This window comes from Dellaglioa sp. BT-FLS60, assembly GCF_054941065.1.
The window spans coordinates 72259-90516 of record NZ_JBSOLI010000029.1; the positions used below are offsets into that span (position 1 = coordinate 72259).

Here is an 18258-nt window from a genome sequence, read left to right on the forward strand (position 1 = left end):
TGCCCTCAAAATAACTTGAGGACAACTTCTTTTTTACCAATTTTTCAAAAAAGTTTGATATTTCATTTCGCGTTGTTCAATGAGATCAGCGCCTGAACTAGCAACTAGTACGTTCACTAATTTGCTTAATTCGCTATCCATCGCCTTTATTGTTGCTGCCGAATTCTTTTCTGGTAATATGACATCAACTAACCCTCTATCAAAAAGTTCGGTTGCCATCATTGGCAAGCTCGTTTCGATCTCGTTTGGATTAGACTTTTTCAAGATGGCGTTAACTGCTTCCGGAGAGGCTACTGAAAACAAACTATTTTCAACCATCATAATTGCATTTGCATTCGCTAAAGCCAAAGCACCTCCACTTTGTCCTTCTCCTAAAAAGATAGCTATGTTAGGAACCTGCAACGCACCCATTTTTAAAATCATTTCAGAAATAACATAACTTTGACCCATCTGCTCAGATTTAACACTAGCATCTGCTCCTGGCATATTGATTAATGTCACAACAGGTCGCTTAAATTTCTCAGCTTGATCCAATAAACGTATCGCTTTTCGATACCCGCTTGGTTTTACAGCACCAAAATTATACGCTAACCGTTCTTCTAATGTTTCTCCACGATTAATGCCAATAATGGTCACTGGACGACCATGAAATAATCCAATACCACCAGTAATTGAAGCGTCTTCTTCGCCAACGCGATCACCATGATTTTCGAAGAATTCAGCAAACAGACTAGCAATAACAAATTTAGTACTTAATCTGTCATTTGAGCGCACTTTTTTTAAAAAATCTGAGTCCATTTCATTTTCTCCTTATACATGTAACGTTAATAGCTGACTAAGCACTTGCTTTATTCTTTGACGATCAACAACTTGATCAACAAAACCATTTTCATACAGGCCTTCTGCCGTTTGAAAATTAGCAGGCAACTTTTCATTTGCCGTCTTTTTAATGACCCGTTCACCAGCAAATCCAATCTTCGCTTGTTTCTCTGCCAGTACAATATCATTATTCAACGCAAAACTAGCACTAACGCCACCCATGGTTGGATCTGTCAATAATGAGATGACTAACAACCCAGCATCGTCTAACTTTTTTTTCATATACAAAATGGTATTCATTTGTAATAAAGAATAAATTCCCTCTTGCATTCTAGCACCACCAGAAGCGGTCACAATCACGAATGGCAAACGTTGCTCTAATGCGACTTGCATCCCCATTTTAATTCTGGCTCCGGCTGTTGTATTCAAAGAACCCATCATAAAAAAGCTATCCATTACTGCCAAAACTAATGGTCGCTTATCAATACTAGCTTTTCCCACGACGACAGCTTCATTTGACGTTGTCGCGCGCTTAGCCCGTTCCAATTTTTCTGAATAACCTGGAAATTGTGCTTTATTTTCTGTTTGATTTTCTACATTAATTATTTCAAAACTAATTTTATCCGTCAAAATAGCAATTCTTTCCATCGCAGTCAAGCGTTTATAAGTTTGGCAATTGGGGCAAATAAAATAAGGCGCCCATTCACTTTCATGCAAATGTGTGCCACAATGCTGACATTTTTGCCATTGATTGCGCTCTGGATAATGACTCATTTAACCCACCACCTTAGATTTTGCTATCGATTGAAATTGTGTTTGCCATAAAGGCTTGTGACCTTATAATTGCTTTTAACTGTACTAAATTAGTTTCAACACCAGAAATATTGATTGCTTCCAGCACCTTTTGCATTTTTAAAATAGCTAATTCTCTTGTTTCAGCATGACAAATAATTTTGGCTAATAAGCCATCATAAAAAGCAGAAATCACATCACCAACACGATATCCCGTTTCAATTCGACTCTCTGCTGGAAAATCAAAGCGTGTAATTTGATCCGTTAGACTTGGTATTAACGTTAACCGACATTCTATCGCATGACCGTTCATGGGTAGATTATCATTGGTCACTTTTCCGCCATCTGCAACCCATAATTGTTGTTGAACCACATCCAAATTGATGGTTTCTTCAGTAACGCCATGTTCAACTTGTAACCGCGTATTCATTTCCAAAAAATAGAATTGATTATCAGCAAATAAAAATTCCACTGTACCCAACCCTACATAATGTAAATTAGCCATCAATTGACGAGCATAACGGTACCCTTTATTACGCTGTTCAACAGTCAAAATAGTTGACGGACTTTCCTCAATCACCTTTTGTCGATGCTTTTGTAAGCTGCAGTCACGATCGCCCAACACTTGAATATGTTGACCGTCACCAATAATCTGAACTTCAATATGTCGCGCATGGACCAACTTTTTTTCAAGATAAAAACTGCCTGCGGCAAAAGAAGATTTAGCTTCTTGCTGGACAATTTCAGCACCAGGCAACAGATCAGACTCTTTTTCAATTAATCGAATTCCTTTACCACCACCACCATGTGCAGCTTTAATGAGTAACGGAAACCCAAGCTTATTTGCTTCTGCAATAAGTTCAGCATCAGACGTAATCAAGTCGGAGCCGGGGATAACAGGGACGCCTTTTTCAATCGCCAATAACCGAGATTTATCCTTATCCGCTAATTGTTGTATCAGCGCAGCACTGGGACCAATAAAAGTCAGCCCACATTCAGCGCACATTTGTGCAAAGTGTGCATCTTCAGATAAAAATCCATAACCTGGATGAATGGCATCAACATTCATATTTAATGCTGCCATTAATAAACTTTCACGATTTAAATAAGAATCCTTAGCTAAAGCTGAGCCTATACAAATTTTTTCATCAGCAAGTTCAACAAATCGACTTTGCGCATCCACCGTTGAATACACCGCAACCGTCTGTATTTTTAATTTTAGACAAGCCCGAATAATTCGTTCGGCAACTTCGCCACGATTTGCGATTAAAATTTTTCGAAACAAATGACTCACCTATCCATCTATTCTAATTTTAAATAAATCTTGATTAAATTCAACTAACTCGCCATCATCAACTAAGCGTTCGAGAATGACCCCTGTCACTGAGGATTGAATATCATTATACAATTTCATACTTTCAATTTGAGCAATAACTTCTTTTTTAGTTACTTGAGTTCCGACTTCACCCATTTTATCAAAATGAATTAGGCCAACAAGTGGGCTTTTAACCACAAAAATAGTTTCATTTACATCCGTTTGTACCTTTATTTTTGAAACTGGCTTCTCGGCTAATTGTTCCTGATCAATAACGACTTTAAACTCGCCATCTTTTATCTCAACATGAGAAAAGGGCATCGTTGCAATTTTATCTAATAATTGACTTATTTCATTATATTTCATTAATTCGCACACACCTTAAATTTTTATTAGTAAACTTCCATAGGCTAAACCTGCGCCAAATCCAGTCAATAAGACTGTGCCACCTGTAAATCCTTGTTCAATTGCTTCATCGAGAGCCATAGGAATTCCTGCCGAAGACGTATTTCCATGATGAACAACACTCGTCGCAAATTTCTCAATTGGCATCTCTAATTCAGCAGCAATTGTTTCAATGATTCGTAAATTAGCCTGATGACATACAACCAAATCAATATCACTTGTTTTCAACTGGTTATCTGCGAGTAATCGTTTCATCTGAACAGGCACAACTGTTGTCGCAAATTCAAAAACATCTCGACCTTCTTGGAAAAAAGCATCCATTGTTGGATAATTATCACCATTAATTTCACTTAAAGGCGCAATTCGGCCACTATGAATCACTTCTTTTTTGAGGCCATTTGCTTCAATTTTTTCAGCAATAAAACTTTCATCTATCGACTTTTCTGATGCTTCAATAAGAGCGCCACCAGCTCCATCCCCAAAGAAAACCGCACTTGTACGATCCTTAAAGTCCATCATTTTTGAGTTAACTTCTGCACTAATGACAATAGCTCGTTGATATTGTCCCGTACGCAAAAATTTTTCTGCAGTACTCATCGCAAATACAAATCCAGCACAAGCAGCACTAATATCAAAAGCAAACGCATTTGTTGCCCCAATATTACCTTGAACAATTGCCGCCGTTGATGGCGTTATAGCATCTGGTGAAATAGTTGATACAATAATTAAATCAATCTCTGATGCTGCATATCCAGATTTACGCAAAAGGTCATTTGCCACTTTTGTACTTAGATCTGATGTATTTTCATTAATAGCATAATGCCGTGTTTGAATCCCAGTATGTGCCACAATCCATTCATCAGATGTAGGCATAAATGCAGCTAGTTCATCATTCGTCACGATTCGTTCTGGCACAAAATGTGCCGTCGTTTTTATTTTGACATAATTATTCAATTTACCCATTCTCCCAGTCGTTAAGTCTCATTCATTCTATTTTATCAATAATAGTGACATTAAGACACAAAATTGATTAACGCTTAATAATTATTTAACCTCATAATACGCCAGCCTGCCCATTATTCATTAAAAAAAGCACCGAACCCTGTATTAACAGGCTCAAGTGCTTTTTGGTAAATCTATGATGCGAGTAAATGGATTCGAACCATCACGGGATATTATCCCACCAGATCCTTAGTCTGACGCGTCTGCCAATTCCGCCATACTCGCAAGAACAATCATAATTGTAGCAAAAATTGTCCTTTGTTACAAGCCTCATTTTAAAAAAAGTTAATTTTCCACTAAAATTAACTTACCTCGACACTTTGAACAAACATACCGCGATAAATTAATTTTCCTTTGTCGATTATACTGTTGTCCACAATTAGCACATTGATAATGAATCACTTTTTTTATTTTAACTACTTTTGGGCTAGCAGGTGCGAACCGACTCCCACCAACTGCTGCCAATAATTGTTTAAAGTCACGATCACGATGTTGATACCCTTGACGTGAAAGGTGCAAATGATAATGACACAATTCATGTTTGATAACACCGATTAAAACAGCCTCATCATGCTCTGTTAACATCTTAGGATTAATTTCAATATTGTGATCATTTAACCGATAGCGTCCACCCGTCGTCCGTAATCTTCTATTAAATAACGCCTTGTGTTTAAAGGGTTGCTTAAAAAAGGTTGTTGATATGTTTTTTACCAGTGTTGTTAATTCAAAATCCGTCATCTTATTTATCTGCAGGTCGTTTCATCGTTAATTGGACACGGTGTCGATTCAAATCAACTTCCATTACCCAAACGGTAACAATATCCCCAACCGCAACGACTTCACTTGGTTTTTTAACAAACTTATCCGTTAACTGTGAAATGTGGACAAGTCCATCCTGTTTAACACCGATATCCACAAAGGCACCAAAATCAATGACATTTCTAACTGTCCCTTGTAAGGACATCCCTGGTTTCAAATCTTCAATTGTTAAAACATCATGACGTAACAATGGTGCCGGCATATCATCACGTAAATCACGACCTGGTTTTTGTAAACTCGTTAAAATATCTGTGACCGTTTCAATCCCACTATCCACAGCCTGTGCTAAATTTTCAGCATTTGCCTGCGCTAAGTGGTCATTAGTTTCCGTTTTACCCAGTTCCGTTACCTTTATCCCCAACTCTTTCAACAAAAGTTTGGTTAGTGGATAACTTTCAGGATGAATATCGGTATTATCTAAAATGTTATCCCCAGAAACAATCCGTAAGAACCCGATTGCTTGTTCATAAGCCTTAGGTCCTAAGCGAGGCACCTTTTTAAGTTGTTGACGTTTCGTAAATTTACCATTCTCATCACGATAAATAACCACATTTTTAGCAATTGTTAAATTTAATCCAGAAATTTTTGTTAATAACTCTGAGCTAGCTGTGTTTAAGTTAACGCCGACGTTATTAACTGCATCTTCAATCACAACATCTAACTGTGCATCTAATTTTTTTTCAGCGACATCATGTTGATATTGACCAACACCCACTGACTTAGGATCAATTTTAATTAATTCAGCCAATGGATCTTGCAAGCGACGACCAATACTAATCGCTGATCGTTCTTCAACATGTAAGTCTGGGAATTCGTCACGAGCGGCTTGGCTAGCTGAATAGACTGATGCACCGGCTTCATTGACAATAACATAAAAAATAGGTCGCTCGATTTCTTTTAAAATATCTGAAACAAATTGTTCAGATTCACGACTTGCCGTTCCATTTCCAATCGCAATCATTTCAACTTGATATTTCTCAAGAAAATCTTTGAATTGTCCAGCAGCGGCCGCACGTTTTTCACCATTCGCAGGTTTGTGTGGATAAATCACCAATTTATCTAAGAATTTACCTGTTCCATCAACAATCGCTAATTTACACCCTGTTCGATAAGCTGGATCAAAGCCTAAAACAATTTTACCTTTCAAAGGTGCCTGCATAAGTAAGTGATACAAGTTATCCCCAAAAACATTGATAGCTTGTTCTTCAGCAACTTCTGTCATGCCTTTACGAATTTCACGTTCAATTGCTAGTTTAATGAATCGTTTATAACTATCTTGGTACGCCTCTTCAATGATTGCAACTGCGTCACCACTATTTCTACCAATAATTCTAAAATGCATAAATGTCATAATAGCTTGTTCTGGCGCTACAACGGACGCTTTTAAAATTCCCTCTTTTTCACCACGATTAATAGCAAGAACACGATGCGGAACCACTGATTTTAGTGCTTCACTAAAGTCATAATAATCACGATAAATACCTTTTTCATCTTTTTCTTCAGCCTTAACCTTAGCTTCAAATAGGCCTTCTTTTTGCGTTGCCTTCCGAATCCATTCACGATATTCAGCACTTTCACCAAAGGCCTCAGCCAGAATTTCATGAGCCCCGGCAAAAACATCTTCTTCAGTTAAAATGGCGGCATCACTGTTAATAAAGGCTTCTGATTTTTGTTTGATTTCAGTCAAGGTCTGAGGGAACGATAATAACCATTTAGCAAATGGTTCCAATCCTGCTTCTTTGGCAATTGTGGCTTTAGTTCGACGCTTTTGTTTGAAAGGCAGGTAGTAATCTTCAATTTGTTGTAACTTTTGGGCAGCCATAATTTTTTTATTTAAAGCTTCCGTCAAATGACCTTGCTCATCAATGATGTGGATAACTTCTGACTTACGCTTTTCTAAACTTTCAACATGTTTATAAGTCGATTCGATTTCACGAATTTGAACTTCATCCAAACTGTCTGTTCTTTCTTTTCGATATCGTGCAATAAAGGGCACTGTATTCCCTTCATCGAGCATCCCTAAAACGGCATTAACTTGTTTTTCTCTATATTGCTTTAACTCTTTTAACACTAACGGCATGATTGCTTTTTCCATAATAATGACCTCAATTCAAATATTTTTTGTTCATAAAAAAGAGACTAATAATAGGCGTCAGCACAACCATTCCTAATATCAATCTCTTTAGTTAAAATTAACCTAAAATTTGTTGCATAATACGTTGCATCATATCTGTTGTTTGTGTCATTCCTTGATCTTGTTTCTCTTCTGAGCCTTTAAAAGCAGCCACTTCAACAAGATGTTTTTCAACGTTGATACTGTTTGTCATTTCGTCACAGCCTTCAACGAAAGTACGGTAGCCACTAATCAATTTTTTATGTTTTCCTAAAACAGGGATTGGCACTTGTAAATCATCTAATTTACTCAAATTTTCTTGATAACTTGCAGTACCTTCGACAAATTTTTCTTTAGTTGTCGTAAATTCATCATCTGAAACAGTTGAAAAATCATCAGCATTGATTGCTTTTTCCATGATTTCATAATGCTCATTTAACGAATTACCCATTTCTTCAGTTGCTTGTGCAACATCATTTAGTGCATTGATATAATAATTAACATTAACTCTTTTTTTCAAGATACATACTTCCTTTTATTTATTTTTTTTGACTAATCGTTGAACAAATTTCACGATTTCAACAATCACAATGATTGAGAACGAGCCTGCTAAGACAATTACCCATTGATACATGTCCAAATGGCTCACATGGAACATTTTATTTAATCCAGGAATTAAAATTGTCGCTGCAAGCATCGCGAATGAGGCCAAAATTGACCAGTTAAATGTCACATTTTTAAAGATATTACGGTTGAAAATTGATCCATGAATTGATTTAACATTAAAGGCATGAAATAACTGTATTAATCCCAATGTTGCAAAAGCCATTGTTAAAGCATCTGCATGAATCAATTTAGCACCCATATGAACAGGATACGTTAAAGCCAACCAATAAACAAATAATGTTATGACCCCTTCTAAGATACCTTGATAAATAATACTTGGCATCACACCACCTGAAAAAAAGTTTGCTCTACGGCCACGGGGCTTGTGATTCATCAACCCTTTTTCGGCAGGTTCAACACCCAAGGCGATGGCAGGAAAAGTATCTGTCACCAAGTTAATCCACAAAATATGCACAGGCGCCAAAATACTCCAACCCATCATCGTCATAACGAATAACGTAAGAACTTCACCTAAGTTTGCAGAGAGTAAATATTGAATTGATTTTTGAATATTAGAAAAGACCTTACGACCTTCTTTAACCGCAAAAACAATTGTCGCAAAATTATCATCGGCAAGCACCATGTCTGAAGCCCCTTTTGATACCTCAGTCCCGGTGATTCCCATACCAATCCCAATATCAGCTGATTTTAAAGCGGGGGCATCATTGACACCATCACCAGTCATTGCGACTACCTGATTCTTTTTCTGCCATGCTTTAACAATCCGAACCTTATGTTCAGGCGATACTCGTGCATACACTGAATATTGCGCCACTTGCTTTTCAAATGCGGCATCCGATAATTCATCTAACTCAGCACCAGAAATAATGGCTTCGTGCTGACCTGCTTCAACAATACCTAATCGAACAGCAATTGCTTCAGCCGTATCACGATGATCGCCCGTAATCATTAATGGTCGAATACCTGCTTTTTTAGCTTCACGTACTGCGGCTGCAGCTTCAGGTCTCTCCGGATCAATCATACCAACTAATCCAGCGAAAATTAAATCATTTTCCACTGTCTCTGAAGTCACTATTTCTGGGAGGATCTCTATTTCACGATAAGCAAAAGCTAACACACGTAATGCTTGCGTTGCCATATCGTGATTATTGGCCATAATGATGGCTAACTGTGCATCAGTCATTGTTTTAATCTCACCATTTTCAACGTAACGTGTCACACGTTTCAACAATTGATCAGGGGCCCCTTTAACGGCAACAAAAAATAGTTTGTCAGTAACTTTTTGAATGGTTGACATTAATTTACGTTCAGAATCAAAAGGCACTTCAGCAACTCGCGGTTCCTTCGCTAATAATGCCGTCACGTCTAAGCCATGATCTAAATGATATTGAATAAGAGCCGTTTCTGTTGGATCACCAAGTAACTGACCCTCAGACGTTTGTTTCGTGTCATTGCTAAATGTCATCACTTGATATAACGGGTTATCCCAATTAGGCGTTACTTCATCAGCCTCTAATAACTGATTGTTGATAACTATTTTTTCAACAGTCATCTGATTCAACGTTAACGTTCCTGTCTTATCTGATGCAATAATATCAGTGCTACCTAACGTTTCAACTGCTGGTAATTTTCTAACAATCGCATTTCTTTTGGCCATTTTTTGTGTACCAAGCGCCAAAATAATGGTAACAATTGCGGGTAATCCCTCTGGAATAGCAGCAACGGCCAACGAAATCGCAATTAATAACATATCAATCACACTGTTATCCCCATTTTGTAAACCTACAAAAAAGACAATAACGGCGATAATTAAGATTAAAATAGTTAAGGTTTTACCTAATTGATTTAAATTTTCTTGAAGTGGCGTTTTCATTTCATCTGCGGAGTTAAGCATCCCTGCAATACGGCCAACTTCGGTATTCATTCCCGTACCAACAACGATTCCTTCACCACGACCATAAGTGACATTGCTATTCATAAAGGCCATATTATGGCGATCACCAATCCCAGCATCTTCATCTTTTAATAAAATTAGACTTTTATCCACCGGAACTGATTCACCAGTTAAGGCGGATTCCTCAATTTTAAGTGAGGCAATCTGCGTTAACCGTAAATCAGCTGGAATGACGTCACCCGCTTCAAGCAAGACAATATCGCCAGGTACCAAATTCTCACTTTTAATGATTTCAATTTGACCATTTCGTTTGACATTAGCATTAGGCGTCGACATTTCTTTTAATGCATTAATTGCCTCTTCAGCCTTGGATTCTTGAAAAACACCAAAAATCGCATTTAAAATGACAACTATCATGATAATAATTGCATCAACAACTTCACCTGATGAAGCCGCAATGACGGCCGCAATAATTAAAACAATAATCATAAAATCTTTGAATTGATCAAAGAATTTTTGCAGTAATGATTTACGTTTACCTTCTGATAATTGATTCAAACCGTATTTTTCCGTTCGTTCCATTACTTCTTGCGTTGTTAGCCCTGCCAAATCTGTCTTTTGATCTATTAGAACGTCTTCAACTGATTGTGCATAAATCCTTTTTGTCATAGTGAGCCTCCTTAATATAGTCGTCCACAAGATACAAAAAAAGACCTATGTATGTTGTGGAACTTTAAACATACATAAGTCTCACTATTTAAGGCAATACCAGAAAAAGAACTTTCTTGTTGGTGACATTGCCGCGGATAATCCGCTAGTTACTCCCCTATGATTTCTTTAAGTATAACTGAAATCAAATGGGTTACGCAACTATTTTACTTCCAAAAAGAATCATAAACAGTAATTGCCATGTGACGTTTATGTTCCGTCTTCAAATACCAATTTTCGATCTTGTCACTCACTTCTTTTGAAACGGTCTTACCTTCAAGATAATCATCAATATTATCATAAGTAACACCCAATGCAACTTCATCGGGCAGCGCTGGACGAGCTTCTTCTAAATCGGCTGTTGGTACTTTTAAATAAAGATGTTCAGGTGCGTTGAGCAACGCTAACATAGCCCTTCCTTGACGTTTATCTAAGCGCCAAAGTGGCGTAATATCAGCGCCACCATCACCATATTTTGTATAAAATCCAGTAATAGCTTCAGCAGCATGATCAGTCCCTACAACCGCACCAGCTTTTGCACCAGCAATCCCATATTGCGCAATCATCCGTTGACGCGCTTTCACATTTCCTTTGTTAAAATCAGAAACGTCAAGATCATTTTCAATTAAGCTTTTGACCATTTCATCTGTGGCACCCTTAATGTCTACGCGTGCTACTTGATCTGCTTGGATAAACGTAATGGCATCCAGTGCGTCAGATTCATCAGCTTGACTCCCGTAAGGTAATCGAACAGCAATAAATTGATAACTGTCATCCCCGGTCTCTTTGCGTAATTCATTAACCGCTTGTTGGGCCAAATACCCAGCGAGTGTTGAATCTTGTCCACCAGAAATCCCTAAAACCAATGATTTCAAAAAGGGATATTTTATTAAATAAGCCTTCATAAAATCAATACTGACACGAATTTCTTCAGCAGGATCAACGCTTGGTTTCACCTTTAAAGTTTCAATAATTTGTTTTTGCAGGTTAGTCAAAATGAACACTCCCTCATTTATTTGATATTATTCATATCATTTCTAATTTTTTGGATAATCGCCATTTTATTATCATAATTTTTTTGCGATAAATCAACTGGATAATCTTGTGGATTTAATTCACGTTTATATTCTTCCCACAAACCGTCCAATTGAATTCTTGAATATTCTCTAATGGCATCCAATTCAGGTTGATCATAGACTAATTCACCATCAACAAAAATGTCTTGTAAAATTGGTCGTGCATCATAATCAGTTACCAATTTATTAATATACGTATATTGTTGGTGGAACATGTAAAGTGAGTCTTGTTTTTGAGGTTCCTCATCCCATAATGAAATGTAATCCCCTTCACTTTTTCCATCTGATTTTTTCGTAATCCGCCAAACCTGCTTTTTGCCTGGTGTTGACACTTTTTCTGCATTATTACTTAGCTTGATGGTATCAACCATTTGGCCATCATCACCTTCAATGGCAACTAATTTATACACGGCCCCCAACGCTGGTTGATCATAAGCCGTGATTAATTTTGTACCAACGCCCCAAACATCAATCTTAGCACCCTGCATTTTTAAATTAGTAATTGTTTTTTCATCTAAATCATTAGAAGCATAAATCTTAGCTTCCGTAAATCCAGCTTCATCTAATTGTTCACGAACGCGCTTAGAGATATATGCCATATCGCCACTATCAATTCGGACCCCTAGGAAGTTAATCTTATCGCCTAATTCTTTAGCCACTCTGATTGCACTGGGTACACCACCCTTTAACGTATCGTATGTATCCACTAAAAATACACAATCGTAATGAGTTGTGCCATAGGCCATAAAGGCTTCATAGTCGTCTCTATAGGCTTGAACTAACGAATGGGCATGTGTACCACTAATAGGAATTCCAAAAATTTTACCAGCTCGAACATTACTTGTTGCATCAAATCCACCAATATAAGCGGCACGGGTGCCCCAAATCGCTGCATCAAATTCTTGAGCACGTCTTGTCCCAAATTCCAACACGCCATCGTTACCGGCAACTGCTTTAATACGAGCTGATTTCGTCGCAATTAACGTTTGGTAATTAATAATATTTAATAAGGCTGTTTCTACTAACTGACAGTCTGCCAAAGGACCTTCAACTTGTAAAATAGGTTCACCGTTAAAGACAACCTCGCCTTCAACAGCTGCGCGAATTGTGCCACGAAAATGAAAATCTTTCAAATAAGCAAGAAAATCATCTGGATATTCTGCTACTTCTCTTAAATACGCAATATCTGTCTCTGAAAATTCTAAATTTTGAATATAATTAATAGCTCTTTCTAAACCAGCAAAAATAGCATAACCATTAGAAAAAGGTAAATTTCTAAAAAACACTTCAAATACAGCATTTTTATTGTGAATATTTTTTTCCCAATAAGTTTGAATCATATTGATTTGGTAAGCGTCCGTATGCAAAGTATAACTATCATCTGGGTATTTTTTTACCATGATGTTTCTCCTTTAAAGTGAATGCATTACTGGAAAATGCTCCAGCACACAAATTATAAGTTACATTCTACCATTTTTTAAGTAATCCGTCATATTCACAGTTTATCTTCTGTTATAATAAGACAAAGTTTAAAAAGCGAGGGTCAAATTTATGCCAAATAATTTTAAAAAAACAACTATATTAAATATTGAATTTATAAATACTACAAATGATGCCTTTTTAACTCAAATTGAAACGGATTCATTATCACATACAAATCGCTTCATTGTGACAGCCAATCCAGAAATTGTGCTGTTTGCGCGCCAACATGCTGATTATAAAGAAATCCTCACACAAGCTGACTATGTCACGCCAGATGGTATTGGCATCGTTAAAGGTAGTGCCATTTTAGGCACACCAATGCCCGAACGCATTACAGGCTTTGATACCTTAATAAGCTTGCTTAAATGGGCTGATAATCAGCAAAAATCAATCTATTTAGTTGGGGCAGCTGAATCAGTCATTCAAAAAGTCGTTAAAACGATTAGTGCCGATTATCCTAATATTAATCTAGCAGGCTTCCATAACGGTTACTTCAAAGATGATCAAGCAATTGTTGACGCAATTAAGAAGAGTCAGCCTGATTTCATTTTCGTCGCTACAGGTTTCCCAAATCAGGAAAAATTCATTCAGCGTAATCGTCAAGTATCTGACAGCATCTGGATGGGGGTTGGTGGTAGTTTCGATGTGTTAGCTGGAACGGTGAACCGGGCTCCTCAATTTTGGCAGAATCATCATATTGAATGGCTGTATCGTCTATTCCAAGAACCCTCTCGTTTCATCAGAATGCTAGCCATTCCGCATTACTTAATTTTAATTTACAAAGAGAAATTCTTTGGCCATAAAAAAAAGAACTGAGAAAATAAAATTTCTCGGTTCTTTTTACGTATCTTTAGATTACCAAACGAAAATACCGACCATACCAGCTGATAATAATGATACTAAAATACCAGATAGGAGCATGTAACCCACGTTTTTTGCGATGACATCATTTTTCTCTTTATTAACAATTCCCTTGAAACAACCAATAATCATTCCGATTGTTGAGAAGTTTGCAAACGACGTAACAAAAACAGTTAAAACTGCTTTGTAATGTGGTGCGAATGAATTAATTGTACTTGATACTTGGCCCATAACAACAAATTCGTTTGTTACTAACTTTGTACCCATGTAACGTGCTAACTCGAACGCATCTGAAGGATTGAATCCCATCAACCAAGCAAATGGGAACATGATAACCCCTAAAATATTTTCAAGTGATAAATTTGTATTTACTAAGCCAAGAAGATTATCAATCAATGCTGCTAAAGCAACGAATGCAATCACATTTGCGGCAATAATTAAAACTAACTTACCCGCACCTAAGATTGAATCACCTAAGAAAGCAAAGAAAGGTTCTTTTTTTCCATCTGATTCAGAAACTTCTAAATCATTTGAATTACTACCCGTCATTTCAGCAATTGTATCTTCTTCCTCAGTCACTTGAACCGGATTCAAGATACTTGTAACAATAATAGCATTAATAATATTAATTGGCACAGCAGTCAAGATGTATTGTCCTGGCATCATTGTAGTATAGGCACCAATAATCGAAGCCGTCACACAACTCATAGACATCATTGCCAGTGTTAAGTTCCGTTCAGATTTCATTAATTTCAATTGAAGACTTGAAACAGCAAGTGCTTCAGTATTTCCTAAGAACATCATTTCAACGGCAAAAAATGATTCAAATTTTGGTTGACCCGTAATCTTTGATAACCCACGACCAATCCATTTGATAATCCATGGAAGAACACCAATATAAGTTAAAATATCAAATAATGGCACAATCATAATAACGGGTAACAAGACACTCATAAAAAATCCTAAATCAGTTACTTTAGGCACTGCAGGTACCATAAATTGAATACCTTGATATGCAGCACTCATTAACCAGTTAAACCCATTAGCAGCGCCTTCTACAATATTACGACCTAATGAAAATTCTGTTAAAAACCAAGCTAAAAATAAATTAATAACGACCATAATTCCAATTGAATTCCAATTAATTTCTCGCTTCTTTTTGGAAAATACAAATGCAACTAAAATAAAAATGGCAACACCGAAAATATTAACTAATAAATACATATAGATTAAAACTCCTTCAGATAATTTATTTTTGCTCCTAAAATAATATAGCTTTATCTCAATTTGATGTCAATCGAACAGAATTCTCTCAAAAAAAATTACTCTATCTCATCCACTGATATGGTTGAAAAAGAGCAATTAATATTTTTTTGAACTTTATTTTTCTAGATAAAATTCGAAGCGATTCCCTACATATTGTGTCCGAACATATTCGAACGGCTCACCATTTTTCAAAAAGCTGACCTGACGAAGCCTCAAAATAGCTTCACCACGCTTGATTGAGAGATAGTCAGCAATATTTTCAGCTGCAGACATTGCAGACACTGTCTGTTGCGCCCCTCCCAATGTTAACCCAGCTTTTTCTTCCAATGTTCGATATAAAGAACTCGTAATTTCAATTTTACTGTAGCCATCAACTAATTTATTAGGGACCGTTGCAACCTCAAAACAAATTGGCAAGCCATCGGCGTACCGAATTCGTTCCATCCGTAAGACAAGTTCTCCGTCGGCTAATTGTAATTTTTCAATTTCACTTAACGAAGGCGTAGTCACATGGTAAGTGACCGTTTTGCTTGAAGCAACTTTCCCCTGTTCAGCCATCAAATCAGTAAAACTAGTTACACCCGACATTTTTTCCTGAACTTTCTTACGAGCGACGTACGTCCCGTCACCAACATGGCGCTCTAAAATTCCCTCATCAACTAAAGTTTGAATGGCCTGTCTGAGGGTCATTCTACTAACACCGAATACAACGGCGAGTTCACGTTCTGCAGGAATGCGATTACCAACTTCCCATTCACCAGATTCAATTGTTTTTTTCATTTCATTGTGAATTTGAATATATATGGGAGACCCCATCAGCAATTACCTTCCTAAACTTTTATTAAAATTTGCGTCCTAAACTATATGTGCTTTCTAATTGCATATCAGCATCAAATAAGTTCATATCAGCATCTTTCCCAATTTCAATGGCACCTTTTGATGTTAAATTAAATTCTCTAGCTTGGTTAACGGAAGTCATCAATACAGCTTCTGCAATACCACAACCAGTAAATTTCATCATATTTCTAAATGCATCTTGGTATTGTAAAACAGATCCAGCTAAATTGCCAGATTCTAATCTTGCTTGCTTATCTTTAACGATGACTTTTTGTCCACCAAGTTCACTTAAACCTTCTGGCATTCCCTTAGCACGCATTGAATCCGTAATCAATTCAATTCGTTCTGGTCCTTTTAAATCGTACGCTAATTTAATCATATCTGGTACGATATGGAACCCATCAGCAATAATTTCTGCATAGATATTGTCTTCTAAAAAAGCATGTCCAGTAACACCTGGTTCACGATGCTTAAATTCGCGTTGTGCATTATATAGATGAGTCACATGACTTGCTCGAGAATGTTTCATTTCTTCACGTGTTGCATTACTATGACCCACTGAAGGCACAATATCATGTTCAATACAGTAGGCTTCAAATTCAGGAGATGTCTTATGTTCTGGTGCATAAGTAACTAATTTAATCATATGACCAGATAATTCATTCCATTTGTCAAATAATTTTGTATCAGGGGCTTCAATGTATTTTTCAGGCTGTGCGCCTTTGAAAACGGGAGAAATAAAGGGACCTTCAAGATGGATACCTTGAATAACCGGATTCATTTCTGCGGCTTTTTTAATACCAACCATGGCTTTAGCAATATTTTCATGTGATTGTGTCATTGTTGTTGCAAAATAAGTTGTAACACCTTCATGAATCATATCTGTAACCATTTCGTTAATTTGATCAGCATCGCCATCCATTGCATCGAAACTGTAGCCACCATGACTATGAATATCAATAAATCCAGGAACAAGAACTTGTCCCTCAACATCTCTAACTTCATCAGATGCCAAAGCTTTATAATCACTCATTGGTCCTATTGCACTAATTTGTTTATCAAATCGAACATAAGCATCTTCGATTTTTTCTGAACCCGTGTAGATAACTGCATGTTTTAAAACAATACTCATTTTATCCGCCATCCCTTCAATTTATACACTTAGTATAATCGGTATAGACCAAAAAAACAAGGCTATATCAGGATTTAGTTTTGATCTTTAGCAACTGTTGCATCAACAGCTTTAATAATTGAATTCATAAATCCAGCTTCTTCCATCGCAAGTAATCCCGCAACAGTTGTCCCACCTGGAGATGAAACTTCATCAATCAGTTTCCAAGGTACTTCATCAGTCGATAATACTTTTTTAGCACTACCTAACACGGCTTGAGCGGCAATTTTAGTGGCTTTATCTTTTGGTAATCCATATTTAACACCAGCACGTGCTAGCGTATCAATAAATAAGTAGATAAATGCGGGTGAACTACCAGCAAGCGCAACAAACGTACTAAAATCACGTTCAGCAATCTGCATTGTTTCACCAACAGTATCAAATAAATCAATTCCCTGTTGCATTTGTGCATCTGTCAAAACATCATTACCAACCAATGCCGTCATACTTGCAGACACGGTTGCATTAACGTTTGGCATTGTTCTTAGAATACCAACCGAATGATTATCCAATTCTGTTTCAATTTCTGCAACCGAAACACCCGATACAATAGAAATTAGCATAGGATTATGTTTTTTTACTGAATCTTTAATTTCTGCTAAAACTTTACCTAGCACAATTGGCTTTACAGCAAGAAAAACAACATCTGCTTCACTAACTACTCGGGCATTGCTATCCAACGCTGTAAGGCCATTTTTTTTAGCATATGGCACATAACTAACCTCTCTAGCACTATGAACCAAAATTTCTGTCGACGTTACAAAATTTGCTTTTAATAAACCTTCAATAATTGCTCGAGCCATATTACCAGCTCCAATAAATCCAATTTTCATTATTTCCTCATTTCAACCATCATATTTAAGTCCTAACACCATAATACCTCAAAAAAATTTAAAGTGACATGTAAAACAAAAAAGCAGATACCTAAGTATCTGCTTTTTTTTAGGGTTCTTCGTCAACTGTTGTTGGTGAATGATATTATGAAGGTTCTAATCACTTAGTGATTAGGCCTTTTTTTGTATGAATCTTAAGGGTATAAAATATTCTGATGCGAAATCTATAAAAGTTTCT

At 36.8% G+C, this 18258-nt stretch carries 16 protein-coding genes and 1 tRNA gene; 1 reads left to right on the top strand and 16 read right to left on the bottom strand.

From position 1 onward, the window contains the following. Positions 1-33 precede the first annotated feature (33 nt). From accA to ACVQ8P_RS02530, 12 genes are all read right to left on the bottom strand, one after another. On the bottom strand, positions 34-798 hold the full coding sequence (accA, locus tag ACVQ8P_RS02475; RefSeq protein WP_462297318.1) for a carboxyltransferase subunit alpha: 765 nt from the start codon (positions 796-798) through the stop codon (positions 34-36). 12 nt (positions 799-810) lie between these two features. Further along, complete coding sequence (locus tag ACVQ8P_RS02480) at positions 811-1593, bottom strand: acetyl-CoA carboxylase carboxyltransferase subunit beta (RefSeq protein WP_462297319.1); 783 nt, start codon at positions 1591-1593, stop codon at positions 811-813. 13 nt (positions 1594-1606) lie between these two features. Next, the gene (locus ACVQ8P_RS02485) at positions 1607-2896 is read right to left on the bottom strand and encodes an acetyl-CoA carboxylase biotin carboxylase subunit (RefSeq protein WP_462297320.1); all 1290 of its coding nucleotides are present in this window, start codon (positions 2894-2896) and stop codon (positions 1607-1609) included. Positions 2897-2905: 9 nt separating this feature from the next. Further along, the gene (locus ACVQ8P_RS02490; RefSeq protein ID WP_462297321.1) at positions 2906-3292 is read right to left on the bottom strand and encodes an acetyl-CoA carboxylase biotin carboxyl carrier protein; all 387 of its coding nucleotides are present in this window, start codon (positions 3290-3292) and stop codon (positions 2906-2908) included. A gap of 15 nt (positions 3293-3307) precedes the next feature. Next, positions 3308-4294, bottom strand: coding sequence for a beta-ketoacyl-ACP synthase III (locus ACVQ8P_RS02495; RefSeq protein ID WP_462297322.1), 987 nt, complete (start codon positions 4292-4294; stop codon positions 3308-3310). A gap of 179 nt (positions 4295-4473) precedes the next feature. Then, positions 4474-4558 (bottom strand) — tRNA-Leu (locus ACVQ8P_RS02500). A gap of 60 nt (positions 4559-4618) precedes the next feature. Beyond that, complete coding sequence (locus ACVQ8P_RS02505; protein WP_462297323.1) at positions 4619-5071, bottom strand: SprT family protein; 453 nt, start codon at positions 5069-5071, stop codon at positions 4619-4621. A 1-nt stretch (position 5072) separates the two neighbouring features. Next, entirely contained in the window at positions 5073-7247 is a 2175-nt protein-coding gene (locus ACVQ8P_RS02510) for a Tex family protein (RefSeq protein WP_462297324.1), read from the bottom strand. A gap of 97 nt (positions 7248-7344) precedes the next feature. Further along, positions 7345-7785, bottom strand: coding sequence for a hypothetical protein (locus tag ACVQ8P_RS02515; protein ID WP_462297325.1), 441 nt, complete (start codon positions 7783-7785; stop codon positions 7345-7347). Between the two features lie 15 nt (positions 7786-7800). Further along, a complete protein-coding gene (locus ACVQ8P_RS02520) occupies positions 7801-10455 on the bottom strand; it encodes a cation-translocating P-type ATPase (protein WP_462297326.1) in 2655 nt (884 codons plus the stop codon). 206 nt (positions 10456-10661) lie between these two features. Beyond that, complete coding sequence (gene nadE, locus ACVQ8P_RS02525) at positions 10662-11489, bottom strand: ammonia-dependent NAD(+) synthetase (RefSeq protein ID WP_462297327.1); 828 nt, start codon at positions 11487-11489, stop codon at positions 10662-10664. Positions 11490-11506: 17 nt separating this feature from the next. Next, entirely contained in the window at positions 11507-12970 is a 1464-nt protein-coding gene (locus ACVQ8P_RS02530) for a nicotinate phosphoribosyltransferase (protein ID WP_462297328.1), read from the bottom strand. Positions 12971-13121: 151 nt separating this feature from the next. Between ACVQ8P_RS02530 and ACVQ8P_RS02535 the strand changes: the two genes are divergently transcribed. Continuing rightward, the gene (locus ACVQ8P_RS02535; RefSeq protein WP_462297329.1) at positions 13122-13868 is read left to right on the top strand and encodes a WecB/TagA/CpsF family glycosyltransferase; all 747 of its coding nucleotides are present in this window, start codon (positions 13122-13124) and stop codon (positions 13866-13868) included. A 39-nt stretch (positions 13869-13907) separates the two neighbouring features. Here ACVQ8P_RS02535 and ACVQ8P_RS02540 read toward each other — a convergent pair whose 3' ends face one another. The 4 genes from ACVQ8P_RS02540 to proC form a co-directional block, all read right to left on the bottom strand. After that, positions 13908-15137: a NupC/NupG family nucleoside CNT transporter gene (locus ACVQ8P_RS02540; protein WP_462297330.1), complete on the bottom strand. Its 1230-nt coding sequence runs from the start codon at positions 15135-15137 to the stop codon at positions 13908-13910. Between the two features lie 156 nt (positions 15138-15293). Beyond that, a complete protein-coding gene (locus ACVQ8P_RS02545) occupies positions 15294-15995 on the bottom strand; it encodes a GntR family transcriptional regulator (RefSeq protein WP_462297331.1) in 702 nt (233 codons plus the stop codon). 25 nt (positions 15996-16020) lie between these two features. Continuing rightward, positions 16021-17148: an N-acetylglucosamine-6-phosphate deacetylase gene (nagA, locus tag ACVQ8P_RS02550; RefSeq protein WP_462297332.1), complete on the bottom strand. Its 1128-nt coding sequence runs from the start codon at positions 17146-17148 to the stop codon at positions 16021-16023. Between the two features lie 74 nt (positions 17149-17222). Continuing rightward, complete coding sequence (proC, locus tag ACVQ8P_RS02555) at positions 17223-18020, bottom strand: pyrroline-5-carboxylate reductase (protein ID WP_462297333.1); 798 nt, start codon at positions 18018-18020, stop codon at positions 17223-17225. Positions 18021-18258: the final 238 nt, after the last annotated feature.